The following is a 25841-nucleotide window of genomic DNA, read 5'->3' as shown; positions in this document are numbered from 1 at the left end:
CATGTCGGACGATATCTTCATTACCGAGGAGCGGATCGAAGGCGCGGAGGACGGCCCGCTGGCCGGCAAAACCGTCGCGGTCAAGGACAACATCTCGACCGACGGCGTCCGGACGACCTGTGGCTCCCGGATGCTCGAGGACTACGTCCCGCCCTACGATGCGACGGTCGTCTCCCGACTCAAGGCGGCCGGCGCGACCATCGTCGGCAAGGCCAACATGGACGAGTTCGGGATGGGGACGACCACTGAAACCTCCTACTTCGGCGAGACGGACAACCCCGCCGCGCCGGGCCACGTCCCCGGCGGCTCCTCCGGTGGCTCCGCGGCCGCCGTCGCCGCCGGCGAGGCCGACCTCGCGCTCGGTTCCGACACCGGCGGTTCGGTCCGCTGTCCGGCCGCCTTTTGTGGCGTCGTCGGCATCAAACCCACATACGGGCTGGTCTCGCGATACGGCCTCATCGCCTACGGCAACAGTTTGGAGCAGATCGGCCCCTTCGGCGAAACCGTCGAAGACGCCGCGCAGTTACTCGACGTGATCGCCGGAAGCGACGACCGCGACGCGACCACTCGCAGCGAGGGCGACGACTCGAGTTACGCCGACGCCGCGACCGGCGACGTCGACGGGCTCTCGATCGGCGTTCCGACCGAGTTGCTCGAGGGAGCCGACGAGGGTGTCGTCGAGACGTTCTGGGAGGCGCTGGACGACCTCGAGGAGCGCGGCGCTTCGTACCACGAGGTCTCCCTGCCTTCCGTCGAACACGCCGTCGAAGCCTACTACGTGATCGCGATGTCGGAGGCGTCCTCGAACCTCGCGCGGTTCGACGGCGTCCGCTACGGGCATTCGGGCGGCTACGACGGCAACTGGAACGAGACCTTCGCCCGGGCCCGCGAAGAAGGGTTCGGCGACGAGGTCAAGCGGCGCATCCTGCTCGGGACCTACGCGCTCTCGGCGGGCTACCACGACAAGTACTACAAGAAAGCACAGGACGCTCGCGCGTGGGTCAAACAGGACTTCGACGAGGCGCTTTCCGAGGCCGACGTGCTCGCGAGCCCCACGATGCCGGTCCCGCCGTTCGAACTCGGCGAGAGCGTAGACGACCCGCTCCAGTTGTATCTCGCCGACGCGAACACGGTGCCGGTCAACCTCGCCGATCTGCCGGCGATCTCGGTTCCAGCGGGCGAAACCGACGGCCTTCCCGTCGGCCTCCAGTTCGTCGGCCCCGCGTTCGGCGAGGAGCGGTTGATCCGTGCCGCGAGCGCGCTCGCCTGAGACCGCAAAGCGCCAGCGGCGTGATCGACTCTCCGACGGCGGCAACGGCGACACTCGAGGCATAGATTTTTATGCTGATTTTGGTAACAGTAGCCCGACCGAACGCCCGGTCGGTTTGAACGTCATGAAGATCACACGGAACCAGGAAGTCCAATTCGACGAGTTCTCGCGGGCCTGTGATCTCGTCGAGGCGTACTTCGATGAGACGATCGACGACGTCGCGCTCCACGCACCGGTCTCGCGTCGCCAGCTCATCGCCGTCCTCGCTCGCGCGCAACTCTCCGGCCGTCAGTTCGCGATCGACGGCTTGACCGAACAGGGCGAGATCGTCTACCAGTCGAGCGACGAAACCCTGCTCTGGCTCGACGGCGGGTTCTGGACCGACATGCGAGGCACACATCACCTAGCGCCCGACGAGGGCCGGGCCGCACGTGAGGTCCATCGGCGGCTCATCGAGGCGCTCGACGGGGACGTGCCCTACTACAACCGCGAACGTGAGCCGTTCGTTCTCATCGAGCGATTCGCTCTCTACGAGTGACCGATACCGGACCGCCGGAGCCGAGTTCCGCCCCGACTCTCGGTACATCGGCATCCGGCGTATTCATGTCTCGCTCGTATTCATCAACGAACCGTAACTAGTCCGTGTCCACGGTTCCGAATCCCGCCGGGATATTCGACCGCGCCGTCGACGAGGGACAACGGCGACTCGAGCAGTCGCTGCTCGAACTCGCCGCGACCAGCTTCATCGCGGGGGTTACGATCGTCTTCGGCATCGTCGCGCTCGGGGTCGTCGACCGACTCGTCGAACCGCAGTTCGGCACGGCCGCACACGTGGCGGACGCGCTCACCTTCGGCGTCGGCATGGTGTTTCTGGTCGTCGGCCGCGCGGAACTGTGCAACGAGAACGTCTTCGATCCGGTCGCGGCGGCGGTCGCTCGAGACGGCACGTGGCTGCCGGTTCCACCCGGTCGCCTGTGGGCGGTCACGCTCGGCTGCAATCTCCTCGGTGGGTTCCTCTTCGCGGTCGTTTTCGCCGTCGAGGGCGTGCTTCCGCCGGAGTCGACACACGCGCTGTCCCGAACCGCCGAGGGGATCGTCAACCGCCCCCCGAAGGGAATCTTCGCGAGCGCGATCGTCGGCGGGGCATTCGTGAGTCTCCTGTCGGTCTCGCGGTCTCGGCCGCGGGCACCGTCGTCGGCGGTATCGGGCTGGTCACGTTCGCGCACGTCGCTCAGGTGCGGGGCGCGGAGGGGAACGACGGCTGACCGACGCGACGGTCCACGCTCGAGCGACCGTCGAACCAGCGACGGCGACTGATGAAAGAGACGGGATGTCCGCCGACCGCGGGAGACGAGTTACTCCTCGTAGGCGAGGTTCATGATCCACTGCGAGAAGGCGTCGCTGTTGGGGTCGACCTCCTCCTCGCCGATAAAGGGCGAGAGCATGTCGCCGGCCATCAGGAGGGTGAAATCGAGGTCCCGAGCGGTCGGCGAGATGTAGTAGGTGTTGTGGCCGTCGTAGACCGTCTCCTCCCGATCGACGAGTTCCTTCTCGACGAGCGACTCGACGATCCGGCTGCCCTTCCGCGAGGAGACGTCCAATTCCTTCCAGAAGTCGCTTTGGTGGATGCCGCCGGACTCACGCACGAGTTCGAGACCGGCCCGCTCGTCATCGGTGAGGTCGGCTTCGGCCGCGGACACGCTCACGGTGACCACCTCGCCGTGTGCGTCGCTACTGGCAGGAGTGCGTCCATATCCATACGAGATAGTGCGAGCCGCTTAAATGTGCCCTTCGCCGTCGACCGCCGGATCGTCACATCGCCCGTCGGCGACATCGGCGGCCGCCCCGGTGACGGTCACCCTCTCGTAATTCGTCCGACAGGGCGGCCCCGGTGCGAAGTCGTACCGCGTCGTCTCGGGGCCGAGCGCGATCAGCGACGACGACCGCGTTCCGAACCCATTGCGATGGATACAGACCCCGTACTCGTGGTCACCGAGAACAGCACTCGCCCGCTCGAGCCAGTCGGCAGCCGTCTCGCTCGGCTCGGCTGCAAGCGTCGCTCGCACCGCTCGAGCGTTGGCCGCCTGTTCCCGACCTGCGTCGGGCCGAACGGATGGGATGTCGACATCGTCGTCGACCGCGACGTTGACGACGACGTGGACGCCGGGTTCGAACGCGGTCAGGGAGCGTGTGCCGTCCCACTGATAACAGAACGCGTCCGCCGCGTCGGCGACGACGAGGTAGAAACCGCTGTACTCGTCGGTATTGGTCGCCGATTCGACGATCGATTTCGCCGCCGCGGCGGATCGTGCCTCGAGCACGTCGGCGACGAGGCGTCCGCGCGAGCGGTCGCCGGCGAGGTCCGCGTCGGTCCACTTGTTCGTGAGCCCGACGAAGACGCCGTACTCGTTGTAGCCGATCCACGTGCCGCCGGCCGCGGCGTCCCGCGGCGCGACGATCAGCGGCTCCTCGGCGTAGACGGCGGGCGAAGTCGAGTCTCGGCCTAGGGCTTCGTCGCGGTTGGCGGCGACCGCGACCGGCGCGTCGTCGAAGACCTGCCAGGCGAGGGTGAGCGTACACACGGAACGACGGTAGGAACGCCACCGCCTTAACTTCGGTTCCAGCGGCAGTCTCGAGGGGAAGCGAACGGCGAGCGAGCGGCGGTCACGCCCCGTCGGTGACGTCCCGTCCGTCCGCGCGCAGTCGTTCCCGAACCGCCTCGCGGTCGACGGTCCCCGAGGCCGTCCGTGGGAGCGCGTCGACGATACCGATCGTTTTCGGTCGCTTGAATCCCGCGAGGCGCTCGTCACAGTGGGCGAACAGCGACTCGGGCTCGAGCGAACTCGCCGTCCCCGGTTCGGGAACGACGAGCGCGGCGACGCGCTCTCCCCACTCCTCGTCAGCGAGTCCGACCACCGCGGCGTCGTCGACGCGGGGATGGTCCCGGAGCGCGGCGACGACTTCGCCGGGATCGACGTTCTCGCCGCCGGTGACGATGCGGTCGCTGCGGCGATTGAGAATCCAGAGCCGGCCGCCCTCGTCGCGGTAGCCGACATCGCCGGTGTGGAGGCCGTGGTCGCCGAACGCCGCCGCGGTCTCGTCGGCGTCGAGGTAGCCCGGCGTCACCGTCGGCCCCGAGACGACGAGTTCGCCCTGTTCGCCCGGCTCGAGCGCCGCGCCGGTCTCGTCGATGACGGTGACGTCTGTGAACATGAGCGGCTGTCCAACAGTCCCCTCGTGGGCGGCGACCACGTCCGGCAGCGCCGTCGCGATCTGCGAGGCCGTTTCGGTCATGCCGTAGGTCGGACAGACCGGCACGTCACGCTCGCGGCAGCGCTCGAGCAGTTCGCTCGAGGCCGGCGCGCCGCCTAACAGGACGAATCGCAACGTGTCAGGCGGCATCCAGCCGGCATCGAGTAAGCGCTTGCACATCGTCGGAACCAGCGAGACGCCCGTGATGTCCTCGTCATCGATGATGCGGGCGGTTTCCCGGGGATCGAACTCGCGCTGAATTACGGCGGTCGTTCCGTACAGCGTCGACCGGACGACGGGTGCCAGCCCGCCCATATGATACATCGGGAGACAACACAGCCACCGATCGTCGGGGCCGACACCGAGCCGGAACGCGGAGGCGGTCGCGCTTGCAACGAGGTTGCCGACGGTCAACCGGACGGCCTTCGGCTCGCCGGAGGTCCCCGAGGTGAACATGAGTAGCTGCGTTTGGTCCCGCTCGAGCGGCACTGGGATCGCGTCCGCCTCGGTGACCGGCTGCAGCGATTCGACGCCGTCGTGCTCGGGACTGTCAACTGAGACGACGGGACAGTCGGCGATATCGAGCGCGAGCGCCTCCGTCTCCGACTCACAGACGACCGCGTCGAGAGCGCTTCGAGTCGCCTTCGACTCGAGTTCAGCGGCCGTTTCGCGGACGTTCAGCGGAACGACCGTGACGCCGCGACGCATCGCGGCGAAGTAGATTTCGGCGAACGCGGCTCGCGTCCCCATGAGGACGCCGAGACGGTCGTCGGGTCCGGAGACGACGTTTTCGAGCCGTTCCGTGACTGCATCGACACGTCGATCGAACTCCCCGTACGTCCACGTCTGACCGCTATCGGCGTCGATAAGCGCCGTCTCGTCCGGTGTCGTCGACGTACGATGAGACAGCAGGTCGCGCGTCGGCCAGTCGACGGGAGCGGTCATCGCTCACCCCACACGTCGCCGACGCCGAGTCCTTTCGCCTGCGGAACGACGGCCGACCCCTTCTCGAACAACACGGGATCGCGACCCAGATCGGTCGCGAGCAGATCGCCGGTCGCGAGCCCACAGGCCGGCACGTCGGGGATCGCCGCCGCGAGGTGGACCGCGCCCGTCCGGGCGACGACGCCGTCGATCGTGGTCGTCACCAGCGGCGTGATATCGAGTTCGGTCAGCCAGGCCGCGACTTTGCGGGCCACGTCGATCCCACCCAGCGCCATGGGTTTCAGGACGACCACGTCCGCCGCCTCGGCGTCACAGATCGCATCGACGCCGTGCTCGAGCAGCCCCTCGTCGAGCGCGACCGAGACGCCGGTCCGGAGGTCGCGGAGGGCGGCGTGGCCCTCGAGCGCGCCCGCCGGCAGCGGCTGCTCGAGGATCGAGAGACCGAGGTCGTCGAAGGCGTCGATCGCCGACCGGGCCTCCTCGTAGGTCCAGGCCTCGTTGGCGTCGGCCCGCAGTTCGACGCCGTCGCCGACGGTCTCGCGAACGCGTCGGACGCGTTCGATGTCCGCATCCACGCTCCGGAGCCCGACTTTGAGCTTACAGCAGTCGAACCCGCGACCGACGGCGGCGCGGACCGCGTCGGCGGTCTCGGCCGGCGATCCGTCGCCGATCGTCGCGTTGACCGGCACCCGGCCGACCATCGGTCCCTGCCCGAGATAGCGGTACAGCGGCGTCGACTCGCGGGTCGCCTGCAGGTCCGCCAGCGCAAGCGCCAGCGCGTGTCGGGCCGCGACCTGCCGGTCGACCGCCTCGAGCGCCTCGCTCGGGCCGCCGGTCCGGATCGCGTCGCGTGCGCGCTCGAGCGCTCGCTCGCAGTCCTCGCGCGACTCCGTCCAGCCCGACAGCGGCGTCGCCTCGCCGTAGCCGACGACCGACCCGTCGCCGGGGCCGTTCCCACCCGATGCGCCGCCGTCGACCAGCCGAACGAGAAAGCCGTCCCGGCTCTCGATCGTCCCGTCTGCCGTCTCGAGGGGCTCGCCCAGCGCCAGCGAGAACGACCGATACTCCAGATCGAGTTCGTCGGGCAGGCTCATAGCACCACCAGCCCGCCGGCGAAACAGATCGCGTACAGCGCGAGTAGTTTGCCCGTCCGCTCGAGCGCCGGGTTGAGCGCCTCACCGTCGGTTCGTGTACAGACCGTGCGGGCGACCATCGCGGCGTAGGGGAGCGTCACCAGCGGGAGCAACACGCCAAGCCCGACATCCGTCCGGAGCCAGAGCCAGCCGGGCACGACGTAGGCGAGCGCGAGCATGGCGACGTACTCGATGCGGCTCCAGCGATAACCGAGCCGGACCGCCAGCGTCCGCTTGCCGGTCTCGGCGTCGGTTTCCCTGTCGCGAACGTTGTTCACGATGATGATGGCCGTCGAGAGCCCCGCAATCGGCAGGCTCGCCGCGACGGCCGCGCCCGTAACCGTGCCGTCGGGAACCGCCGTCGAAAGCGGCTCCGCGCGGACGGCCGCGGCCTGGACGTAGTAGGTCCCCGTCACGGCGACCACTCCGAAGAAGACGAACACGAAGAGGTCGCCCAGTCCGTGATAGCCCAACGGATAGGGGCCGCCAGTGTAGGCCCACCCGCAGAAGACGCTCACGAGCCCCACGACGAGGATCGGGAGTCCGCCGACGTAGACGAGATAGGTACCGGTGAGGATCGCCAGTCCGAACGTCACGATGGTCGCGAGTTTGACCTGCTCGGGGGAGATGAGCCCCGACTGGGTGACCCGGGTAAAGCCCTCGCGGTCCTCGGTGTCGGCACCCTTGATCGCGTCGTAGTAGTCGTTCGCGAAGTTCGTCCCGACCTGAATCAGCGCCGCCCCGACGAACGCCAGCACCGCCGGCAGCGGCGCGAACACGCCCTCGTGGATCGCTACCCCCGTCCCCACGATGACCGGGGCCGCAGCCGCGGGCAACGTTTGGGGGCGGGCCGCCATCAGCCACGCCTTCGTCCGTGAGATTTCGACCTCGGCCGAACTCATTGTACGAGTGTCCCACTCGAAAGAGTGTCAACGTTGGCATTGCGGGCCGCTGACGGGACCGCGCGTTACGCCGGCGGGACCGCCAACTCGAGAGGCTCCATGTCGAAAAAGGCCGTTTCGTATCCCTGATGACGGGCCGCTTGCGGTGGCGACGCGACCGTCAACGTGATCGAATCACCCGGGCGGACGTCCGCCACCGAGCGGCCGTAGTGTAGGCCGACCTCGGCGTCGAGCGTCGCCGTCAGTTCGAGGGCCTCGTCGCCGACTCCCGCCCCGTTCCGGCGGACCGCGGCGCGCAGCGACGTGTTCACCAGCGGGACGCGATTGTACGGCGTCCGCGGCGAGACCAGCAGGTACCCCCGCTCGCCGTCCGCCAGGCGTGAGTCGGGCTCGAGCAAGGTGACGACGAACGTCGCGTCGCCGCTGCTGGGGAGGCTGCTGGCCGCTGCGTCCGGATCGACCAGCCGCGTCCCGGGCACGTCGGCGGCCGGCGGCAGCGCGGAGTACGGGAGCGCGGTGTTCGCGCTCCCGTCGCCGCCTGTCATCGGCTCGAGCGCCCCGCGGTCTCCCCAGCGCTCCCGCTCGAGCAGGTCGATCCCCTCGACCACGTCCTCGCGGAACGCCCGATCGTACGTGAACTCGAACGTCGCGGTCCCGCCCTCGGTGAATCGATCCGCGAGGGAGCCGGTCCGCCGCGTCGGGAGCGGCGGGAGGGAAACGCTGACCGTGTAGGTGTCGTCCGCCGGCAGCGTGACGTTGTCGCCGAAGTGGACGCCCATCTCCTGGGAGAGCATGGGCCAGAGCTGTCGGGACGCGACCCGCTCGCCCCGCCGCGTGATCGTCACTCTCGGTTCGGCGTCCCCGGGAAGGACGATCCCCGTCTCCCGGTCCCAGCAAACGAGCATGAGGTGGACACCGCGACCGGCCGTCGGGTCGACGCGGTGCCGGTCGGTTCCGGTGACGGTCCAGAACGGATGCGGATACGTGAGCATCGGCGCGAGCGCGTAGTCGCCGGCCGCGACCGGCTCGAGGACCCGCATCGACTTCCGGTGTCCGGGGAGGTAGACCGCCTCGGGCGGGTTCTCGATCCGCGGGATCGGCGCGATCCCCGCCCCGTCCGCGTTCCCTGCCCCGTCGGTGCTGCCGTCGCTCCCGCCGGACTCGGTGCCCGGTGCCGCACAGCCCGCAACGGCCAGTGTCGCCGGGAGCGCGGTCGCCCGCCGGAGGAACGTTCGTCGGTGCATGTCAACTGTAGTTTCGTCTTCCGTCGTCCCCGCTCGGTCGCGTCAGTAGTGCCACGGGACGTCGTCGAAGTCCGGATCGCGGCCCTCGACGAACGCGTCCCGGCCTTCCGCCGCTTCGTCGGTCATGTAGCCCAGCCGCGTCGCCTCGCCCGCGAAGACCTGCTGGCCGATCATGCCATCGTCGGTCATGTTGAAGGCGTACTTGAGCATCCGCATCGCCGTCGGACTCTTGGAGTTGATGCGCTCGCCCCACTCGAGGGCGGTCGCCTCTAACTCCTCGTGGGGGACCGCCTCGTTGACCATGCCCATCTCCGCGGCCTCCGCGGCGTCGTAGGTCTTCCCGAGGAAGAATACCTCTCGGGCCTTCTTCTGGCCGATCTGTTTGGCGAGGTAGGCCGAGCCGAAGCCGGCGTCATAGCTGGCCACGTCGGGGTCGGTCTGGAGGAACTTCGCGTGGTCCTCGCTCGCGAGCGTCAGATCGCAGACCACGTGCAGCGAGTGCCCTCCGCCGACGGCCCACCCGGGCACCACGGCGACGACCACTTTCGGAACGTGACGGATCAGCCGCTGTACCTCAAGAATGTGCAGTCGGCCCTGTTCGGACGCCCGCTTTTCGTCGCCCTCGTACTGATAGCCGTCCTCGCCGCGGATCGTCTGATCCCCGCCGGAACAGAACGCCCAGCCGCCGTCCTTCGATGACGGCCCGTTCCCGGTCAGCAGGATACAGCCCACGTCGGTCTGGCGCTTGGCGTGGTCGAGCGCGTCGTAGAGTTCGTCGACGGTCCCCGGCCGGAAAGCGTTGCGCACGTCGGGCCGGTCGAACGCGATCCGGACCGTCCCGGAATCGACCGCGCGGTGATAGGTAATATCCCGGAAATCGAATCCGTCGATCGGCTCCCACTGCTCCGCGTCGAACAGTTCCGAAACCATTGACCGATGGTTGGTCCGCGACGGATGAAATACGTTCGCGTCCACGACAGTATCCCGGCACCGCCGACCAGCACTGACTCGAGGCGAGTGGAGTAGCGGTATTGGGGCACCCACCCAGGAACGGCCCCGTGTCACCGGCTCACGCTGATGGACAGCTATCGACTGAACAGAGCACCCTTGATCTGTGCGTAAAGCGAGTCACCACGGCCGGGATCGGTCATTCCGGCGAGTTCGCCCCAGGTTATCGGGAGGTCGGGGCGGAACTCGTGGGTGTAGCCGGGGATATCGGCGTCGATAAGATGGTAAGGTGGGTAGAGATCGAAGTTCTCGTACTTGCCGGTAAAGCGATACTGGCCGTGTCCGAGCACTTTGTATTCTGCGGGCGGTTCCATGCCCCGCATGAGATAGCAGTCGCGAATCTGACACCGCAGATTGTAGCTCAGATAGTCCCTGAACGGCGCGGGATCGACCAGCGGAGCCGGCAAAATATCGACGCAGGCATCCGGCTCTCTCTCCAGCCCATCACCGTGCCAGACAGTCCGGCGCTCGCCCCTCGCAACGTAGTATTCGATTCCGATCCCCGACACCGCCTCGATCTCCCCGGCAGCATCCAGATAGATCTCCTGTTTGTACCCGACCGCCCCCTCGGGCCCGATCTTCTCCGCAGGCAGTTCGTGCGGACGGCTCGTGTCCCCGATGTCTACCTCGGGATCGTCGTCGTAGTGGCTCAGACTCTGGTCCAAGAGCTCACCGAAGCACGTCTCGATCTCCCCGTCCGAGAGTCCCTCGAGCGCCTGCCGTACCTCTTCGAATCGATCTCCATCCAGATCCCACGGAATCGTGTCGTGCTCGGTCTCTCGAGCGACGTAATACTGGGCGTATCTGCGTGCATGCCCAACGTGTTCCCCCTCGCTATGGGTGCGTTCCGCTGCCTTGTCCGGGTACCTATCTTGAATATGCCCGTCTATTTCGCCGTCGTAACAGACTCCTATTTTATGCTTAACTTCATTGTTATCAACCACTGAAACGCCATACCCGTCGTCTGTTTCTTTTCGAATCTCTGCTTTCATAGTTAGAAGTTAATCTTCTCGCTATATGATCCGGTATCGTCGGCAAGATCGAATTCCTGGTCAGTATTGAGACCGAGTCGGTCTCGCAAGAGCGATTGGACCTCGCCGGCGACGTGCTGGCCGAATTTCGTGGTGAGGACGGCCCCGAGCGGAACGCCAGCGAGGCCACCGGCCACTGCCCCAGCCGGTCCAGCTATCGCCCCGACTGCCGATCCAACCGTCCAGCCTTTGGTCATCCCTTTGATCGGGCTACTGGCCGCATCTTGCACCCGGCTGGCTACGTCGATATCGTGATACTCGAGCCACTCGGAGAGTCCGGCCGGGGTTTCGACGGACGTAACGACATCCAGGAGTTGCTCCTTGCTGAGCCGGTATCGTTTGCGTGTGGCGTCGTCGACTTTCTCCGTCCCGTTCTCGAGGAGAGTGCCGGCTTTGGCAACCACTCCCTCGCCGGGATACCGCTGGACGTGTACATCTGTCCCCATCCGATTCACGACCAGCGGTTCCTCACCCGAGAGTGCCTCCGTTGCGGCCTCGTCGGCTTCCCGCTCTAACTGCGGGTCGGGATCGGATATGGACACCCTCGAGCGATCTCACTGAGTCGGTCCCGCGTTTGAACCAGTGTACCCGTCGGCGAAGGCCGTCTCCTCGTGTGGATCAACGTAGTTGGGGTACAGGTCCAGACGCGTGTACTGTTCTGCGGCTTCGAAATCACCGTAGCCGAGGATTCGGAACGGTTCGGGCGGTTCGAGTCCCATTCGGACGAAGAAGTCGCGCACCTGACAGGCCAGGTTGTGGTTGATGTACGCCTGAAACTCCGGGAGGCTTCCAGGGTCCATCACTGGAAGTTCGATCCATGCATCGGGCTGGCGATCGAACGGGTCGTCAGCGTCGGTGACGTGTTCTTCGCCGCTGTCGTCGAGGTAGACCGCCCGTAGCGACGACACCCCGGCCAGTTGCAACCCCTCGGAGAGATCGATGTCGGCCGTCTCCGCCAGTGCGCCGAGTTCCGCTGTGGCGGCCCGCCAGTCGTCCAACTCGGCGTCCGAGATGTCTTCGGGTGACATGGAATCGAGCCGATCGGCTGCGAGATCAAGACCGTGGCGGGCGGCGATCGCGTCGGCTTCGGCACCGAGTTCGGTCTCGAGCGGGTTCAGGCCGAGATAGACGTGTTTCCGGTAGAGAAGTGAGTCAGCGCTTGTCGCTTCGTCGGGAATGTCGATCGCGCGATTGACCGCTGAGTCGTCGTAACTCCGGAGTTGCCGGTAGAGATCGCCGAAGTACCGCTCGAATTCGGCTTCCGAGAGGGATGCAACGGCGACACGGACGGCGTTGATACGTTCCGGGTGGATGCGTCGTGGGGTTACAGTGTCGTAGCCGCGCTCACAGTAGACGTAGTACTGCGCGAAGCGTCGGGCTTGTTCGTTCAGTTCGTTTTCTTCTGGAGTTCGGTTAGATGCCTTATCAGCATACTTATCACATTGATGGCCAGATATTTGACCATCAAACCTTATCTCGATAAGGTGCTCAACACAATTATTATCAAGGATGCTAAGACCGATCAATTCGTCATTTTCCCCAGTTATCATTCCATCCATATTCAATCATCTCTCCTTTTGGCGACGCCATCAATACCACTGTGATCGTTTCCACCAAATCGCTTGCGGAGCTTTTCATCGATGAGATCGTCGATTGTCTCTTTGATGCCGTCGAGGCGTTCGGTGCCGATATCGGGGATTTCGGCTTCGGCGATCGCATCTCGGCCTTTCCCCCAGAGTTTGCCATACAATGTCTTGCCGACATCGGAGGCCGCACCCCCAGCGAGCGCCCCCAGAACGGGATTTGCAGTTGTGGCACCGACTGCGAGTCCGACGGTTCCGCCGACGACACCTGCGCCAGCAGCTTCACCGACAGTGTCGACCGTCCCTCGCTCACTGTTAACCTGATTGAACAACTTGGCCTGATTGACCTTGATCCGTCGGACTTCCTCAGCCAACGCTTCGGGCTCGGCTTTCACCTCGTCAGCGACTAGGTCTCCCGCTTTTTCCCCGTCTGAATTACTGAACGGATTCAATTTCCCCAAGGCCGTCCGCTGAACGTGTACATCTGTCCCCATCCGATTCACGACCAGCGGTTCCTCACCCGATAACGCCTCGGTGGCGGCCTCGTCGGCTTCCCGCTCTAACTGCGGGTCGGGGTCGATCTCGAGGTCGGCGTCCTCTTGGGGCATCATCGAGAGCGGTGCGCTGCCGTCCTGTTGTGTGACGTGGGCGAGTTCGTGAGCCAGCAGGTGTTGGCCGTCGGCCGACCGGGGATCGTATTCGCCCGAATTGAAGACGATCGCGTTGCCGCAGGTAAACGCCTTCGCGTCGATCGATTCGGCGGCCTGAGCGGCTTTCCCGCCGGTGTGGATGCGTACGTCCGAGAAGTCCGCGTCCATCCGTTCGCCGAGTTCGCGCTGGATCGAGAAATCGAGGGGCATGCCGCCGCTGCCGATGACGTCCAGAACCTCGTCGGGGACCTCGTCCTCGGTCGTGTCCGCACCCTTGAGCGCGCGCTGGATGTTCTCCTCGCGGATCGAGAAGTCGTCGTCCCCGAGAGCGGGGACGGCGGCCGGGTGCTCGACTGCGCCCGGATGCTCGACAGCGTCCGGGTACTCAACGGCGGCTGGATGCTCGACGACATCCGGCCGGTCGACCGCATCCGGGTGCTGCTTGCGCGTCCGCTGGACCGAACTCGTCGTCGTTGTGGTCCTGCTCGAGGATTTGGATTCCGCCTCGGCCTCGGACTCGCGGTTCGACCGGGTGCGGTTCTTATGTCCCATCGCTGTTCCCTCCTCGCCCGCCGTAGCGGACCGTCCCGGGTCCGTCGCGGAATCGACGGCTCATTTGCTTCCACTTGCTCCTATCATAGTATAATACTTTCTCCCCGCGTAGTACACGGGGCGACGCCGGGCAAAGAATCGACGCCGAGACGTTACTCCGTCGACACCACCGACTCGAGGCGAGCGCGAGACCGTCGCCGCTACGTGACGGATCGGTAGTCGAGACGGCGGCGGAGAGGGCTGGAAGCGTCCGCGATCGTCACGGCCGGGATCGATGTCGACGGGGGAGGAGGAGTCGGGTCCGGCCGTGGGTCGCGGTCCAGCGCAGCGGTCCGGATCGGTCGCCGCCATGACGCGGCCGCTCGAGCGAGCGCGGCGAGGTGCACCCTCGCCGGTTTCGCCGCCGTCCGAGCCAGCCGACAGGGCTATCGCTCCCGGTCGGAAATGACTCGAAAACGCACCTCGGACGCACCGCTCTTCGTCTCGAGCGAACGGACTGTCGGGCGAGACGTTTATGTCTCGGGAGCGGATACGCAAGCATGGCTTCGACCTCTCCGGGTTGGAAGCCACGTCTCGGGTGTTGTAGCACCCGGGGCATTTCAGCGCATGCCCCCCGCGACTGTTCTGGAGACGACGGCTTCCGATCGAAACTATCGGCTAGAGTGACTTATATCTAGTGGGAAGCAACTGGAAGGATCGGCTCTCGGACACGGATCGGGCGTCGAACGGCACCAGCCAGTGCCTCGTGGCGAAAGTTGTACACAACGGGTCACACAGCACGCAGTGGCCTCCCACTGATTAGATCCTCTGCGCACGACGCCACCGCAATCCCCCCAGCCCGATGCCCGGAACGCTTCGGGGAGTACACGCTCAGCAGCAGGCCCCGTGCCCTGAACCGGTCGAGAACCGACGGCTCACACTCGAGCGGCGTCCGGGTAGCGCCGAATCCCGTTCTGGCCGATGATCGCATCGTCCGAATCTGTGGCCTCCTCGTCGGCCGCCCGCTCGAATCGCGGCTCGAGACTGATCTCGAGTTCCGAGTCCGGCTTTAGCATTAGTGACTGCGGGACGGTTAATCGCTGGCGTGATTCGACCACATCATGGACGACGTACATCGGCTGCGGTTTCGAGAACCCCTGACGAGCGGTCTGGAATCTGTGCTATCCGCCTGTGCGTTAGCCGTTGCCTGGTTTCCAAGACGACACCGGGCTGTCTGTCGAGTAGTATTCCTCGTACTGGTTGTACATCTGTTGCTTTCTCGTTCCTTCGACCGTCCCGAGACCTTGCTGCTGGAAGACGCTCGGCGGTTCACACCCCATGAGGAGATAGCAGTCGCGGACCTGATTCCCGAGGTGGGAGAACAGCAACTCGCGAGTCGAATCGAATACCTCGGGGTCTAACGGGAGCAATTCCAGACTCGCGTCCGGTTCGCGCTCGTGGGGGCCGTCCCCAGTGGTTCGCTCGGCAGTGATCCTATCGCCATGCAAATAATGCACGTCCGAAACCGCCTCGATTTCAAACTCCGGGAGAGAGACAGCCAGTTCCGCCTCGCCCTGAACGAGCGCCGTCAGATCCTCGAGCGAGGGATCCACATCGCCAAACACGTTCTCGAGGGTCTGTGCCGGGTCGCTGAAATACTCGGCAAACCGATCGGTCATCGGCGGCTCCTGTTCGAGCGGGTCCGGTTCGACGTACAGATCCTGCCGGTAGGCGATGATGTCGGCTGGATCGATCCCGTCGACGGGCAACTCCGCAGTCCTGTCAGCATCGTGAAGTCGAAGACACTCGATGAACTCGCCGAAGTATTCGTCGACTGTTGCTGGCGGCGTCGCACCGACGGCCAGCATTGCGCCGACGATAGCATCCGGGTTCTTGTATCGGGGTAGGGTCTCGTAACCACGCTCGCGGTAGACGTGCCACTTGGCAAACCGGCGAGCCTGATTACCGTGCTCGGTCTCTTCGGGCGTTCGGCCAGCCGGATCGTTTGCGTATTCCTCCACTTCATGATAATTGATCTCACCGTCAGAACCCATTTCAACCAGATGTTCAACATCATTGTTATCAATGATGCTGAGACCAATTCGCTCGGACTCTCCTGTAATTAGGGCATCCATTCTAATCACCTTCTACTCTTGGCATCGCCAGTCGAGTCGCCCTCTTCGGCCTGCCAGATATCTTCCTTAATGATCTCCATGAGCTGCTGGGCTTGCTCATCTAGGTCGCCACTGAGCCCGTCCCAGTTGTTGTCCGCGTAGGCATAGACGGTTCCGAACCCGATACTTGCCACCGCCCCGCCGATTGTCGAACTGGTCAACAGTGCTGCCAACACTGTCGCCCCAGTCGATGCACCCACGTCCGTCCAGAGACCGCTTGAAAGCCCGCTCTTAATGCGGTCCCGCTGGTCGTCAGTAAGGGCGATCTGATCGAGCGAATCCTGCAGCGACTTCTCGATGTTTTCCTTTGCCTGCGTGATTTCGGACTTCGACGGGAGTTCTTTGTCTACGTATTCTGTCCCTTTCTCACTGAGATCGGTCTCCTCGACATCGATGTCCGTTACGAGTTCCTGGAACTCGCGCATCGAATCGACTTCTGCTAACCGACTATTCGCCTCTGCGTACGTCGCAATCTCGTCCAGAAGGAATGCGTACTGCCGTTCGTTCTGCGTCTCCCGGAATTCACCTGCGTCGTCCTGACCTTCGAAGAGCGCGAGCGCGTCGAACATCTTCCCTTTCGGCAGTCGCTGCACATGGACATCCGTGCCGAGCCGATTCACCGTCAGCGGTTCTTCGCCCGACAGCGCCTCTTTCGCGGCCTCGTCGGCCGCCCGCTCGAGGCCCGGATCGGGATCGATCTCGAGGTCGGCGTCCCTCTGGGGCATCATCGACAGCGGCGCGCCGCCGTGTTTCTGTTTGACGTGGGCAAGTTCATGGGCCAGCATCGGGTCGGTTCGTGCGACGGGCCCCTGCTGGCGCGTCGTCGATCGAGTACTCGAGTGGGTTTGGGCTCGAGTCCGGAACGCAGTGTGCCCTTGCTCCCCTTCACGATCGGTCTCGAGGTGTTGATGTGACCGTCGTTCCGGTTTGCCCGTCGCTTGCCCATCTTAGGAGCGCGTAGGGGTCCACGTACTCGGTGACTCAGAAAACAGATAATATCGCTCGTACATATCATTGATCTGCTGTTTGATTGTGCCGCGATAGGTGCCAAAGCCCTGGTGTTGGAACGCTTCCGGCGGCTCTTCACCCATCATCAAGAATCGATCGCGAACCTGGGCGCTCAGATTCGTCACTAACAGGAGTTTGAACAGTTCGAACTGCTCAAGATTTAGCGGCGGGAGTTCGATCTGTGCATCGGGCTCGCGGTCCAGCGGTGATTCGGCTGTCGTGGTTTGTTCGGTTCTACCGTCAGTGTGTAGAGAGTGCATCTCTGACACTGCTTCCAGGTCGAACGACGGAAGCTCAGTCTCCAGTCGGTCCTCGTGGTTGAACAGAGACGTGAGTTGGTGTTCGAGGTTATCGGATTCGTCGAAGACTGCGCTCAGGTCTGCCCGAATCTCAGCCGCAAGGTCGTTGTACTGCTCGGCCAGCGATGAATCCTCTGTCAGAGGATCGGGCGAGAGATAGAGGTCTTTCCGGTAGATGAACACGTCATCGGGGTGCGCGTCATCAAAGGGGAGGTCCAACGATGAATCGTCGTAGTGGCTCTCAAGTTGGGTCCTGAGGTCGCCGAAGTGCCCCTCAACGGTGTCGCTGGAGAGTGCTGACACCGCGATCATCGCAGCGACAAGACAGTCCGGATTCTCGTGGCGAGGCAGCGTCTCGTACCCCCGTTCCTTGTAGACGTGCCACTTGGCAAAGCGCCGGGCCTGTCGGACGTGCTCGTTTTCCGCCTGTGTACGCTCTGCTGGGTAGTCCGAGTAGCCGTCTTGCTCGTGGTACTTGATCTCTCCGTCACATATCATTTCGATTCCGTGATCTACACCATTATTATCCTGAACTTTAACACCGATTCGTTTGGACTCTCCTGTAATAACTGCCTTCATTGTTCATACTCCGAATCCATATCCAAGTCACCAGTCGACTCACCTTCACTAGTCAGATAACCTTGATCCTCGAGTTGTTTGGTGAGTTTCTGCATGCGCTCCTGGATATCGCCATCGAGGTTGCCGAACCAGTTTTTCAGGCTCACGAGGCCGAGTCCCGTGACTAACCCTGCAAGCGGCGTGAGCAGAGAGCCCACGAGATACGACGCGATGGGTGTCCCGAGGTTAACCCAGTCGCCAGTGTCGATCCCACTCTCGAGTTTCTGGCGCTGGTCGTCTGTCAACGCCACGTCCTCGAGTTTGTCCTCGAGTTCGTCGTTGAGTTCCGCCAATTTTTCCCCGATATCGTGCTCTTTCATATAGAGGCGGCCTTCGAGGACTCCTTTTTGCTCTACGTCGGCAGTTACCTCATCCATTTCTGAGCGTTCCCGAGTGACGTTATCAGACCGGCCAATTCATTTGGAACCCGTCTCTGTTTCCTCACCGGACTCCGAGTTCGATGTGCGTTCACCGCCTATAGCATTCCGGACAGTGTCCAACAGGCCACCACCGCTGGCTCCAGTTGGATCGAACAGAGCCTGAATGTCGGCGTCACTGTAATCAGTGTCGTCGTCAACGAGTGATTTGGCACTGGCTTTCCCGAGATCGCCGAATCCGTAGTCGAAGTCGAGTTCGTACCCGGGAACCTCCGCACTTTCGTCGTGATAGTGATCGTACTGTGGAATATCGTCATTCCGGTATCGCTTGGCGATTTCGTGGTCGCCACGCCCCAAGACACGGTATTCCTCGGGTGGCTCCAGTCCCATTTCGTGGTAACAATCTCGAATTTGGCACCGAAGATTGTAGATTACGTACTCTCGGAATACGTCGAGTGACGGAATGAAGTCTGCGACCAACTGAACGCTCGCATCTGGAGTTCGATCTTCGAATGGATCGTCGTTTCGTAGTTCCTGTTGATTCTTCTCGTCATCGTAATACACGAGATGAATATCCGAGACAGCTTCGATGTTCTCCTCGTCGTCTAGATAGACGTCGACCACGAACAGGACGAAGTCGTGTAAGCCGACTTCAGGCGGCCTCTCAACTGGCGGTTCGATATCGGGGTGTTTTCCGAGCACTTGTTTGTACAAATCACCGAAATATGCCTCAAATTCTGTATCTGATAGATTTGAGATTATCTGTTTAACACGCTCTAAACGATTGATTTGAGGCTTCATTCTAAATTTTCCATGATTATTTTTATTCGAAATATAGAATTTAGCATAGTTTTCAGCCTGATGAATCATCTCATGTTCTTCCGGTGTTCGGTGATTTGAATCATCTGGATATCCTTCCTGTGAATGACCCTGTACCTCACCACTAAATCCGATTGCGATCGTATGCTTAACCCCTTTATTATCAACTACCCTAACACCAATTCCTTGATCGTCTTCATCAATGATTTCAGCATTCATAGTCTCTAATCGAATCGGGTACTGTCTGTGTTATCAGTATCGATGATATCGCCGATCTCGTCACCTGTGTCACGGAGATAGCCCCTTGCAGTTTTGATTCCTTTATAGATGACCGAAACGGTGATTGCCCCTGCCGCAAACGCCGTTGGCTCATTTTCCAGCAACGACTCGAACAAGTCGACCAAAGTAGTGTCGAATCCTGTGCCGTAGAGATAGTTGAGGACGACACTGGAAACTGTCCCACCGGCTACATCGGCTCCCTCACTGATTGCTCGCTCGACTGCAGACTTTTCGTCTGGTGACGACGGATCGTACTCCCCCGACTTGAAGACGACCGCGCCAGCAGCCCTGGCAGCCTTCGCACCTGTATGGATCCGTACGTTCGAGAAATCTTCCTCCATCCACTCCTCGAGTAACTCCTGTACTGAGCGCTGCGAGTCGGGATGGAACGGCGTGCTGTTAGCGCTGCCCAGTACGTACTGGACGGTTGGCTCGAGCAAGATGGGTTCGGTCTGGGATGTGGAAAGAGACTGGCCGTTCACGGGTTCGAATTGACTAACTTTCGAGAGAGCCGGGCTGCCAGGATGCAGGCTGATGGCTTGCCAGGAAATACTCCTCGTACATGTCGAGGATCTGCTGGCGTTTGAATCCGGTGTACGTTCCCAGTCCCTGTTGCTGGAACGCAACTGGCGGTTTACAGCCCATCAACAGGTAGTAGTCCCGAACCTGATTGGCCAGGTGTGAGAGGAGGAGTTGCTGGAAGGAGTCGAACACGTCAAAATCCAGCGGAAGCAGTTCGATGCGTGCATCAGGATCGCGGTCACGTGGCTGCTCGCTCCAGTGTGTGCGTTCTTCGCCATCCTTGACCAGAAGATAATGAGGATCCGAGACCGTCTCGATTTCGAAGTCAGGGAATACGTTCGGCTCAGCGTCTGTTCCGACGAACTCCGCTAACTGTTCGAACGAAAGCCCGTCGTCGCCGACGATCTGTTTGAGTGTGTCCTGTGGGCTGGCAACGGTATCGGCGAACTGATCCACCAGTGGTGGCTCAGCTCCCGTTGGGTCTGGCTGGACGTAGATGTCCTGTCGATACACGAGGAAGTCTCCCGGTTCGAAATCTGAAAAGGGGAGCTGGAAGACTCCCGTGTCTCGGGAGTGTTGATCGAGTTGAACCTGCAGACGACCGAACTGCTCTTGGATTGTTTCCGACGAACAGTCGGCAAGCGCAAGCATTGCGCCGACGATGCGGTCCGGATTCTCCATCGGTGGGACCGTATCGTAGCCACGCTCGCGGTAGACGTGCCACTTCGCATACCGGCGAGCCTGATTGTTGTGTTCGTTTTCTTCCGGCGTGCGGTCGCCTGGTTTGTCTGCATATCTCTCGCATTGATGATAAACTATTTCGAAAGACCCTCTTTCGAATGTAATTTCATGGTTTGAATTGTTGTTATCTATAACATCTATCCCGACTCCTTTTTCATTTTCTCCCACAATTTTTGCCTGCATTTCGATCACCGGACCCCTTCAATATCTTGGCCACCATGCTCGAAGCCTTCAGGTGAGATTTCGCCCTCGATTTCGTCCTGTAGTTGTGCAGCACGGTCGACGATATCACCGTCGAGGGTGCCCCACTTGTTTGTGATCAGAGATTTTGTAAGCTTTCCAAATAGAGCCAGTCGTGGACTAATAATCGATACGAGCTGGAACGCGGCTATTACGGAGAGATCATCTATCAGGCCAGTGTCGATCCCGGATTCGAGTTCCGTGCGCTGGTCGTCGGTCAGCGCAACCTGGTCGAGTTTCTCCTGCAACGCCTGTTCGAGGTTCTGTTTGCGCTGGTCGAGTTCCGTCTCGTCGGGGAAATCAATGTCCAGATAGGTCGTTGCCTCGTCGTTGAGACCAACCTCGTCTGCATCGATATCGGTGATTTCACCGTCTTCAGTCACCGCTCCGCCTGCCACGTCGATCATATTCTCGATATTCTCTTTGGCTGCCGCCCCCGATTTGACGTTCTCGAGAGACTGCTCGCCCTGTTTGTACGTTGTGATCGCATCGAGGAGAAACTCGAATCGCCGACTGTTTTGAGATTGCTGGAACGATCCCACGTCCTCCTCTTGGTTTTCCGACTCAAACAGTGCCAATGCACTGAACATCTTGCCCTTCTCAAGTCGCTGCACGTGGACATCCGTCCCCAGCCGATTCACCGTCAGCGACTCTTCGCCCGACAGCGCCTCTTTCGCGGCCTCGTCGGCCGCCCGCTCGAGGCCCGGATCGGGATCGATCTCGAGTTCCCCATTCGGCTTGGGCATCATCGAGAGCGGCGCGCCGCCGTGTTGCTGTTTGACGTGGGCGAGTTCGTGGGCCAGCAGGAACTGGCCGTCCGCCGACTGCGGGTCGTACTCGCCGGCGTTGAACACGATGTCGTTCCCGCAGGTGAACGCCTTCGCGTCGATCGCCTCGGCCGCCTGGGTTGCTTTCGGCCCCGTGTGAACCCGCACGTTCCCGAAATCGGCGTCCATCCGGTCCTCCAACGTGCGCTGGAGACCGAACTCGAGCGGCCGCCCCCCGCTGCCGATCACATCCAGGACCTGCCCGGGAACCTCGCCCTCGGTCGTGTCGGTGCCCTCGAGCGAGCGCTGAATGCTCCACTCGCGCTTGCGCCGTGCGCGTTCGCCCGGTGCCGGGAGCGCCGTTCCCTCGGGGACCGTCGGTGGGTTGGCGGCCGGGCCGGCGATCAGTTCGTCGTGGTCCGCCGATCGGGTGCGGGTCTCCCCCGATCGGTGATCGCTCGTCCGTGATCGCGATTCCGTCCTCGAGGTCGTCCGGGAATCACGCTCCCGGGAGTCGGTGGAGTGCTTCGAACGCGTCGTTCGCTCCCGCTTTGTGTGCTCCCCCATGGATCACCACTCCGGTCTCCAGTCGGCGCGGGCGACTGTTTGTAGAGCGTCCGGCGAATGCATACCAGAGTGGTCAAATCACGCGACTATAATTGTTGTGCTCATCTATGGCGATAGTATTTTCTACCGTGGCGGATACCTGCTGGCAATAAATATAAAATACTATCAATGTACTGGGCTGGGATAGCGACATGTACGACCACTTCGGGGACCACTTGCAGGCGGAGTTCGATCGGCTGCTGTCCGCTCTTACGATGCTTTCGGACACGTCGCTCGTCTCGGGCCGAGCGAGCGCCGACCCGCAATCGGCCCACGCTTCGCGGAGCGACCGCCCGGGCGGGGAACTGACGACAGTCGGAACGCACGTCCGGTCCCTTGCCGAGGGAGACCTCGCGTCAGGGACTCCGACAGGTCTCGAGGACCTCCAGCGGGACCTCCAGACCAAAGCAGCGTCGATCGAAGAGGACCTCGAAGCCACCAGAGAAACGGATACCGAACTGCGTCTCGACCGACTGATCCGAGTCCTCGATCTCTCACGCGCGCAACTGGATGCGTTTTTGCTCGCACTCGCACCGGTGTTCGACCGAAGCGTGTACAGCCTCTACGGAAAGGTTCGGGGCGTCAACCGATCGATCCAGCCGACGGTCGACCTGCTGGAGACGATCCTCATGGCCATGGGTCACGGGACCGACGATGCCGATTCCCGACTCGGTGACGCCCTCTCGCCGCGATCGCCGCTGTTCGAGTACAACGTGCTCGAGCGCGTTTCGACCGATCCGACCCAGCCGGACCCGTTCGATACCGTCGTCGTCGATGAACGTATCGTTCGGTATCTGAAAGGCGACGATACCCTCGATCCGGCGCTTCGTGACAGCGTTTCCCTCGAGCACTCCGAGCGGGACCGTTCGGAACTGGTCTTCGACGAGGAGACCACCGAAACGCTCACCGCTATCGACGAGCGCTCGAGCGACGGTGACCGGTCGACGATCTACTACTTCTCCGGCGAGGACGGGACCGGAAAGAATCGGCTTCCTGGCGCGCTCACCGCGTCGGAGACGCCCGTTCTTCGGGCCAGGGCCGTCGACGTTCTCGAGGACGACGACAGGCTGACCCGACTCGTCCGGGAGGCGGCCCTCCAGAACGCGGCCATTCATCTTGAGGGGGTCGAGGCAGTCACCAACCGCGACGACGGACCGACGATCGACGACGACGATGGCGACGTGTCGGTCACGGCCGCCGAGGATCGCCCCACAGTCGACGCTATCGTCGACCGCCTCGACGACGCACCCGGCGACGTCTTCCTCTCCCACACCGATCCCTGGAAGCCCGACGTCGACCTCGAGCACCATCGCGTCGAGACCGCCCACTGTCCGTTTCCCGACTACGAGACGCGGGTGGCCGTCTGGGAGGAGTACCGCGGGGAGTTCGCCGAGGAGTACCTCGTGACGAACCTCGGCACGAACTTCCGGCTGCCACAGCGGGACATCCGTCGTGCCGTCGAGACCGCCCGCTATCTCTGTCGCACCGAGGCTGACAGCGATGCCCTCGGAGACCGCGACGAACCCGAGGCTCACGAAGGAGACCTGTTCGCTCCTGTCGACGAAGCGTTGACCCGCGAGCACTGCTACGCGGCGTGTAAACGCTACTCGGCGAGCAACCTCGAGGCGCTGGCCGAGCCGATGGAACCGGGGTATACCTTCGACGACATCTATCTGAACGACAAACCGAAGACCCACCTGCGAGAACTCTGTGGCCACCTCCAGTACCGCGGCCAGGTCACCAGCGAGTGGGGGTTCGGCGAACCGGGGGATCGGGGCGACGGCGTCGTCGCGCTTTTCTACGGTCCGCCGGGGACCGGGAAGACGATGGCCGCCGAGGTCATCGCCAACGAAACCGGCCTCGATCTCTACCGGGTCGACCTCTCCCAGATCGTCAACAAGTATATCGGCGATACTGAAAGCCGGCTGGCGGCGCTGCTCGAGGAAGCCGAACGCTCGAACGCGATCTTGCTGTTCGACGAGGCCGACTCGCTGTTCGGCGAGCGCACGGATGTGGGCGACTCGACCGACCGCTACGCGAACAACGTGACGAACTTCCTGTTGCAGCGCCTCGAGTCGTTCGACGGCGTCGCGCTGCTGACGACGAACAAACGCAGCGGGATCGACCCGGCATTCAAACGCCGCATCGCCCATTCGGTCCTGTTCGACGTTCCGCAGGAACGGATTCGCCGCCGGATTTGGAAGGACGTCTGGCCCGACGACGCCACCGTCGACACCGACGGCTTCGACTACGAGTTCCTCGGACTGTTCTCGATAACGCCGGCGGTCATCAGGAAAGTCGCGAAGTATGCGGCCTACATCGCCGCCACCGAAGCCCACGACGGCCACCCGTTGACGGACTCGGCAACCGCCCTCGACGACATCACCATTACCTTCGACCACGTCGTTCTCGGCTTGCAGTACGCCAACGAGGCCGGCGGTGTCGCCATCGAAGGGGAGTTCTTCCAGTACGAGGACAAACTCCGGACTTACGAGAACCAGACCGTCGGCCGCGATGTCGAGACGCTGTTCAAACTGAAATACGGTCTCGACGACCAGTCCGAGTCGGAGACCGCCGCCGAGGCGAGGTCACCCACGGATCGGGAACCGAAAGCCACGGACGACGACGATCGGACGCCCTCGAGCGAGGCCGAGCAAGAGCAGGCGTCGTCCGCCGAGCAGGCGGCTGCCGAGCCGGCATCGCCATCCGAGAGCCCCGAACGCACCGGCGATCTCGAGCCGGAAGACGTCATCTGGCACTTCTACGACGGTATCCGAACCAAAGACCACGAGGCCATCCAGGCGCTCTATCACTCGGATGCGGCGGTCGACCCGCTCTCGTATAAGGAGGTCGTCGCCAAGAACATCAACGACGCGTCGGTCGCCGGAAGGCTCCGCCGCACCACGGACGAGCCGGCCCACGTCGCCCTGGAGTTCGACGAGGAATCCGGCTCGCACCGAATCCCGATGACGTTCGAACTCGAACTCGACGACGGCCGCTGGCGGATCGTGTCGATCTCACACGGGACGCCCGTCGAGACCGACGACGAGGAGTGAGGTTGCCCGCGGGACGCGTTACTGGTCCTCTCCATCCTGCTCGCTGCCTCGCGAAAGGTGAACGTCGCGTTCGCTGACGCGTTCGAACGCCGTTTTCTGGGTCGAATCGATGAGGACTGGGCCGACCCGGTAGCTAGCACAGGGCTGTTTGGGGACATCGGGGAACGAGTTCCACACCTCGAGTACCTCCTGCTGGTCCTGGCCATCGTAGGTGATCGAGAGCTGTTGGTCGCCAAGGGAGTCGGGCAGCGTTTCGGGATCGATGAGGTTGTTATCGTACAACGCCTGCATTGCTTTCCCCAATACCTCGTGCTGGTCGTGGATGCCTTCGGCTTCGTTTTCGGCGTTCGCGTTCGGGAACGCGGTCAACAGGTACTGGCCATCGAGCGCTAGGGGCGGTCGAATCTTGTGTCCGTCATCGATTGTCGGCGACTCGGAGCCCTCCCCGGAGTGGGTGGAGATACTGTGCAAGTAGAGGCCGAGTCGGACGTTCGAATCGTCTTCGATAGCCGTGGGTGGCAGTGGCTGAATCTGGTGTGTCTCTAACAGGTCGTCGTCTTCGGTACTGGCCAGGCGAACGCGAAGCAGATCGACCAGAAGCGTCGTAAGGTCCTTGAACGCCGTCGGCGACCCCATCAGAGAGACACCTCCGGGGACGAAGTCGGTAATCGGAGATCACAACTGCCGAAACGATTCGACTGCTGACGGGAGACCCCAGCGGCGAATCGAGGGCGATCCTGAGAGACCATACGTCCGAGTGAACGTCCGGTCGACTACTATGTTTGG

General features: G+C 62.7%; 24 protein-coding genes and 1 pseudogene. 4 read left to right on the top strand and 21 right to left on the bottom strand.

Annotation, left to right across the window (positions count from 1 at the left end):
• Position 1: 1 nt before the first annotated feature.
• The 3 genes and pseudogenes from gatA to FGF80_RS10495 all read left to right on the top strand — a co-directional run bounded on the left by gatA (position 2) and on the right by FGF80_RS10495 (position 2535).
• Positions 2-1270, top strand: coding sequence for an Asp-tRNA(Asn)/Glu-tRNA(Gln) amidotransferase subunit GatA (gatA, locus tag FGF80_RS10505; protein ID WP_138653873.1), 1269 nt, complete (start codon positions 2-4; stop codon positions 1268-1270).
• Between the two features lie 124 nt (positions 1271-1394).
• On the top strand, positions 1395-1808 hold the full coding sequence (locus FGF80_RS10500) for a hypothetical protein (RefSeq protein ID WP_138653871.1): 414 nt from the start codon (positions 1395-1397) through the stop codon (positions 1806-1808).
• A 104-nt stretch (positions 1809-1912) separates the two neighbouring features.
• A pseudogene (locus FGF80_RS10495) lies at positions 1913-2535 on the top strand (formate/nitrite transporter family protein).
• A gap of 90 nt (positions 2536-2625) precedes the next feature.
• Here the strand turns inward: FGF80_RS10495 and FGF80_RS10490 are convergent.
• From FGF80_RS10490 to FGF80_RS10400, 20 genes are all read right to left on the bottom strand, one after another.
• Positions 2626-2976, bottom strand: coding sequence for a helix-turn-helix transcriptional regulator (locus FGF80_RS10490; protein ID WP_138653869.1), 351 nt, complete (start codon positions 2974-2976; stop codon positions 2626-2628).
• Between the two features lie 72 nt (positions 2977-3048).
• Positions 3049-3852 carry an NRDE family protein gene (locus FGF80_RS10485; RefSeq protein WP_138653867.1) on the bottom strand — a complete coding sequence of 268 codons (804 nt, stop codon included), beginning with the start codon at positions 3850-3852 and terminating at the stop codon, positions 3049-3051.
• 82 nt (positions 3853-3934) lie between these two features.
• Entirely contained in the window at positions 3935-5467 is a 1533-nt protein-coding gene (locus tag FGF80_RS10480) for a class I adenylate-forming enzyme family protein (RefSeq protein ID WP_138653865.1), read from the bottom strand.
• Complete coding sequence (locus FGF80_RS10475; protein WP_138653863.1) at positions 5464-6561, bottom strand: mandelate racemase/muconate lactonizing enzyme family protein; 1098 nt, start codon at positions 6559-6561, stop codon at positions 5464-5466. Before FGF80_RS10475 ends, FGF80_RS10480 begins: the two co-directional genes overlap by 4 nt.
• Positions 6558-7502 (bottom strand): 1,4-dihydroxy-2-naphthoate polyprenyltransferase, encoded by a 945-nt coding sequence (locus tag FGF80_RS10470; protein ID WP_138653862.1) that lies wholly within the window; start codon positions 7500-7502, stop codon positions 6558-6560. The genes FGF80_RS10475 and FGF80_RS10470 overlap by 4 nt, the downstream gene beginning before the upstream one ends.
• Before the next feature lie 65 nt (positions 7503-7567).
• A complete protein-coding gene (locus FGF80_RS10465) occupies positions 7568-8746 on the bottom strand; it encodes a DUF7350 domain-containing protein (RefSeq protein ID WP_006185112.1) in 1179 nt (392 codons plus the stop codon).
• A 42-nt stretch (positions 8747-8788) separates the two neighbouring features.
• The gene (locus tag FGF80_RS10460) at positions 8789-9676 is read right to left on the bottom strand and encodes a 1,4-dihydroxy-2-naphthoyl-CoA synthase (RefSeq protein ID WP_006185113.1); all 888 of its coding nucleotides are present in this window, start codon (positions 9674-9676) and stop codon (positions 8789-8791) included.
• Between the two features lie 155 nt (positions 9677-9831).
• Positions 9832-10746: a hypothetical protein gene (locus tag FGF80_RS10455; RefSeq protein ID WP_138653860.1), complete on the bottom strand. Its 915-nt coding sequence runs from the start codon at positions 10744-10746 to the stop codon at positions 9832-9834.
• A gap of 2 nt (positions 10747-10748) precedes the next feature.
• Positions 10749-11327, bottom strand: a complete 579-nt coding sequence (locus FGF80_RS10450) for a DUF4157 domain-containing protein (RefSeq protein WP_238705277.1) — start codon at positions 11325-11327, stop codon at positions 10749-10751.
• 12 nt (positions 11328-11339) lie between these two features.
• Positions 11340-12344, bottom strand: a complete 1005-nt coding sequence (locus FGF80_RS10445; protein ID WP_138653858.1) for a hypothetical protein — start codon at positions 12342-12344, stop codon at positions 11340-11342.
• Between the two features lie 2 nt (positions 12345-12346).
• Positions 12347-13570 carry an eCIS core domain-containing protein gene (locus tag FGF80_RS10440; RefSeq protein WP_138653856.1) on the bottom strand — a complete coding sequence of 408 codons (1224 nt, stop codon included), beginning with the start codon at positions 13568-13570 and terminating at the stop codon, positions 12347-12349.
• Between the two features lie 914 nt (positions 13571-14484).
• Positions 14485-14625: a hypothetical protein gene (locus tag FGF80_RS19175; RefSeq protein ID WP_175417021.1), complete on the bottom strand. Its 141-nt coding sequence runs from the start codon at positions 14623-14625 to the stop codon at positions 14485-14487.
• A 120-nt stretch (positions 14626-14745) separates the two neighbouring features.
• Entirely contained in the window at positions 14746-15684 is a 939-nt protein-coding gene (locus tag FGF80_RS10435; protein ID WP_238705373.1) for a hypothetical protein, read from the bottom strand.
• A gap of 5 nt (positions 15685-15689) precedes the next feature.
• Positions 15690-16508 (bottom strand): DUF4157 domain-containing protein, encoded by an 819-nt coding sequence (locus FGF80_RS19595; protein WP_138653854.1) that lies wholly within the window; start codon positions 16506-16508, stop codon positions 15690-15692.
• A gap of 162 nt (positions 16509-16670) precedes the next feature.
• A complete protein-coding gene (locus FGF80_RS10425; RefSeq protein ID WP_238705276.1) occupies positions 16671-17609 on the bottom strand; it encodes a hypothetical protein in 939 nt (312 codons plus the stop codon).
• A complete protein-coding gene (locus tag FGF80_RS10420; protein WP_138653852.1) occupies positions 17606-18025 on the bottom strand; it encodes a hypothetical protein in 420 nt (139 codons plus the stop codon). The genes FGF80_RS10425 and FGF80_RS10420 overlap by 4 nt, the downstream gene beginning before the upstream one ends.
• 39 nt (positions 18026-18064) lie before the next feature.
• Positions 18065-19063, bottom strand: a complete 999-nt coding sequence (locus FGF80_RS10415; RefSeq protein WP_138653850.1) for a hypothetical protein — start codon at positions 19061-19063, stop codon at positions 18065-18067.
• Positions 19064-19068: 5 nt separating this feature from the next.
• A complete protein-coding gene (locus FGF80_RS19915) occupies positions 19069-19605 on the bottom strand; it encodes an eCIS core domain-containing protein (protein WP_394348239.1) in 537 nt (178 codons plus the stop codon).
• A 13-nt stretch (positions 19606-19618) separates the two neighbouring features.
• Positions 19619-20569, bottom strand: coding sequence for a hypothetical protein (locus FGF80_RS10405; protein ID WP_138653846.1), 951 nt, complete (start codon positions 20567-20569; stop codon positions 19619-19621).
• A gap of 5 nt (positions 20570-20574) precedes the next feature.
• Positions 20575-21960, bottom strand: a complete 1386-nt coding sequence (locus tag FGF80_RS10400) for an eCIS core domain-containing protein (RefSeq protein ID WP_138653844.1) — start codon at positions 21958-21960, stop codon at positions 20575-20577.
• Between the two features lie 191 nt (positions 21961-22151).
• Here FGF80_RS10400 and FGF80_RS10395 point away from each other — a divergent pair, with 191 nt between their 5' ends.
• Positions 22152-25055, top strand: a complete 2904-nt coding sequence (locus FGF80_RS10395; protein WP_175417019.1) for an ATP-binding protein — start codon at positions 22152-22154, stop codon at positions 25053-25055.
• Between the two features lie 18 nt (positions 25056-25073).
• On the opposite strand, the gene FGF80_RS10390 is transcribed toward FGF80_RS10395, so the two are convergent.
• On the bottom strand, positions 25074-25691 hold the full coding sequence (locus tag FGF80_RS10390; protein ID WP_138653842.1) for a DUF4255 domain-containing protein: 618 nt from the start codon (positions 25689-25691) through the stop codon (positions 25074-25076).
• Between the last annotated feature and the right edge of the window lie 150 nt (positions 25692-25841).

Origin of the sequence: Natrinema pallidum (assembly GCF_005890195.1) — an archaeon.
In the GTDB taxonomy this organism is placed as follows: domain Archaea; phylum Halobacteriota; class Halobacteria; order Halobacteriales; family Natrialbaceae; genus Natrinema; species Natrinema pallidum.
The sequence above is the reverse complement of the archived record's forward strand: the minus strand, read 5'-3'. Positions and strand labels throughout refer to the sequence as shown.

Bases quoted from the DNA above. Each gene is read 5' to 3' on its own strand.
- FGF80_RS19595 (WP_138653854.1), bottom strand. From the start codon at position 16,508: ATGCTGGCCCATGAACTTGCCCACGTCAAACAGAAACACGGCGGCGCG.
- FGF80_RS10455 (WP_138653860.1), bottom strand. From the start codon at position 10,746: ATGAAAGCAGAGATTCGAAAAGAAACAGACGACGGGTATGGCGTTTCA.
- FGF80_RS10445 (WP_138653858.1), bottom strand. From the start codon at position 12,344: ATGGATGGAATGATAACTGGGGAAAATGACGAATTGATCGGTCTTAGC.
- FGF80_RS10460 (WP_006185113.1), bottom strand. From the start codon at position 9,676: ATGGTTTCGGAACTGTTCGACGCGGAGCAGTGGGAGCCGATCGACGGA.
- FGF80_RS10475 (WP_138653863.1), bottom strand. From the start codon at position 6,561: ATGAGCCTGCCCGACGAACTCGATCTGGAGTATCGGTCGTTCTCGCTG.
- FGF80_RS10415 (WP_138653850.1), bottom strand. From the start codon at position 19,063: ATGAATGCTGAAATCATTGATGAAGACGATCAAGGAATTGGTGTTAGG.
- FGF80_RS10390 (WP_138653842.1), bottom strand. From the start codon at position 25,691: ATGGGGTCGCCGACGGCGTTCAAGGACCTTACGACGCTTCTGGTCGAT.
- FGF80_RS10400 (WP_138653844.1), bottom strand. From the start codon at position 21,960: ATGGGGGAGCACACAAAGCGGGAGCGAACGACGCGTTCGAAGCACTCC.
- FGF80_RS10440 (WP_138653856.1), bottom strand. From the start codon at position 13,570: ATGGGACATAAGAACCGCACCCGGTCGAACCGCGAGTCCGAGGCCGAG.
- FGF80_RS10425 (WP_238705276.1), bottom strand. From the start codon at position 17,609: ATGAAGGCAGTTATTACAGGAGAGTCCAAACGAATCGGTGTTAAAGTT.
- FGF80_RS10480 (WP_138653865.1), bottom strand. From the start codon at position 5,467: ATGACCGCTCCCGTCGACTGGCCGACGCGCGACCTGCTGTCTCATCGT.
- FGF80_RS10395 (WP_175417019.1), top strand. From the start codon at position 22,152: ATGTACGACCACTTCGGGGACCACTTGCAGGCGGAGTTCGATCGGCTG.
- FGF80_RS10420 (WP_138653852.1), bottom strand. From the start codon at position 18,025: ATGGATGAGGTAACTGCCGACGTAGAGCAAAAAGGAGTCCTCGAAGGC.
- FGF80_RS10470 (WP_138653862.1), bottom strand. From the start codon at position 7,502: ATGAGTTCGGCCGAGGTCGAAATCTCACGGACGAAGGCGTGGCTGATG.
- FGF80_RS10435 (WP_238705373.1), bottom strand. From the start codon at position 15,684: ATGGATGCCCTAATTACAGGAGAGTCCGAGCGAATTGGTCTCAGCATC.
- FGF80_RS10465 (WP_006185112.1), bottom strand. From the start codon at position 8,746: ATGCACCGACGAACGTTCCTCCGGCGGGCGACCGCGCTCCCGGCGACA.
- gatA (WP_138653873.1), top strand. From the start codon at position 2: ATGTCGGACGATATCTTCATTACCGAGGAGCGGATCGAAGGCGCGGAG.
- FGF80_RS10500 (WP_138653871.1), top strand. From the start codon at position 1,395: ATGAAGATCACACGGAACCAGGAAGTCCAATTCGACGAGTTCTCGCGG.
- FGF80_RS10405 (WP_138653846.1), bottom strand. From the start codon at position 20,569: ATGCAGGCAAAAATTGTGGGAGAAAATGAAAAAGGAGTCGGGATAGAT.
- FGF80_RS19175 (WP_175417021.1), bottom strand. From the start codon at position 14,625: ATGCTAAAGCCGGACTCGGAACTCGAGATCAGTCTCGAGCCGCGATTC.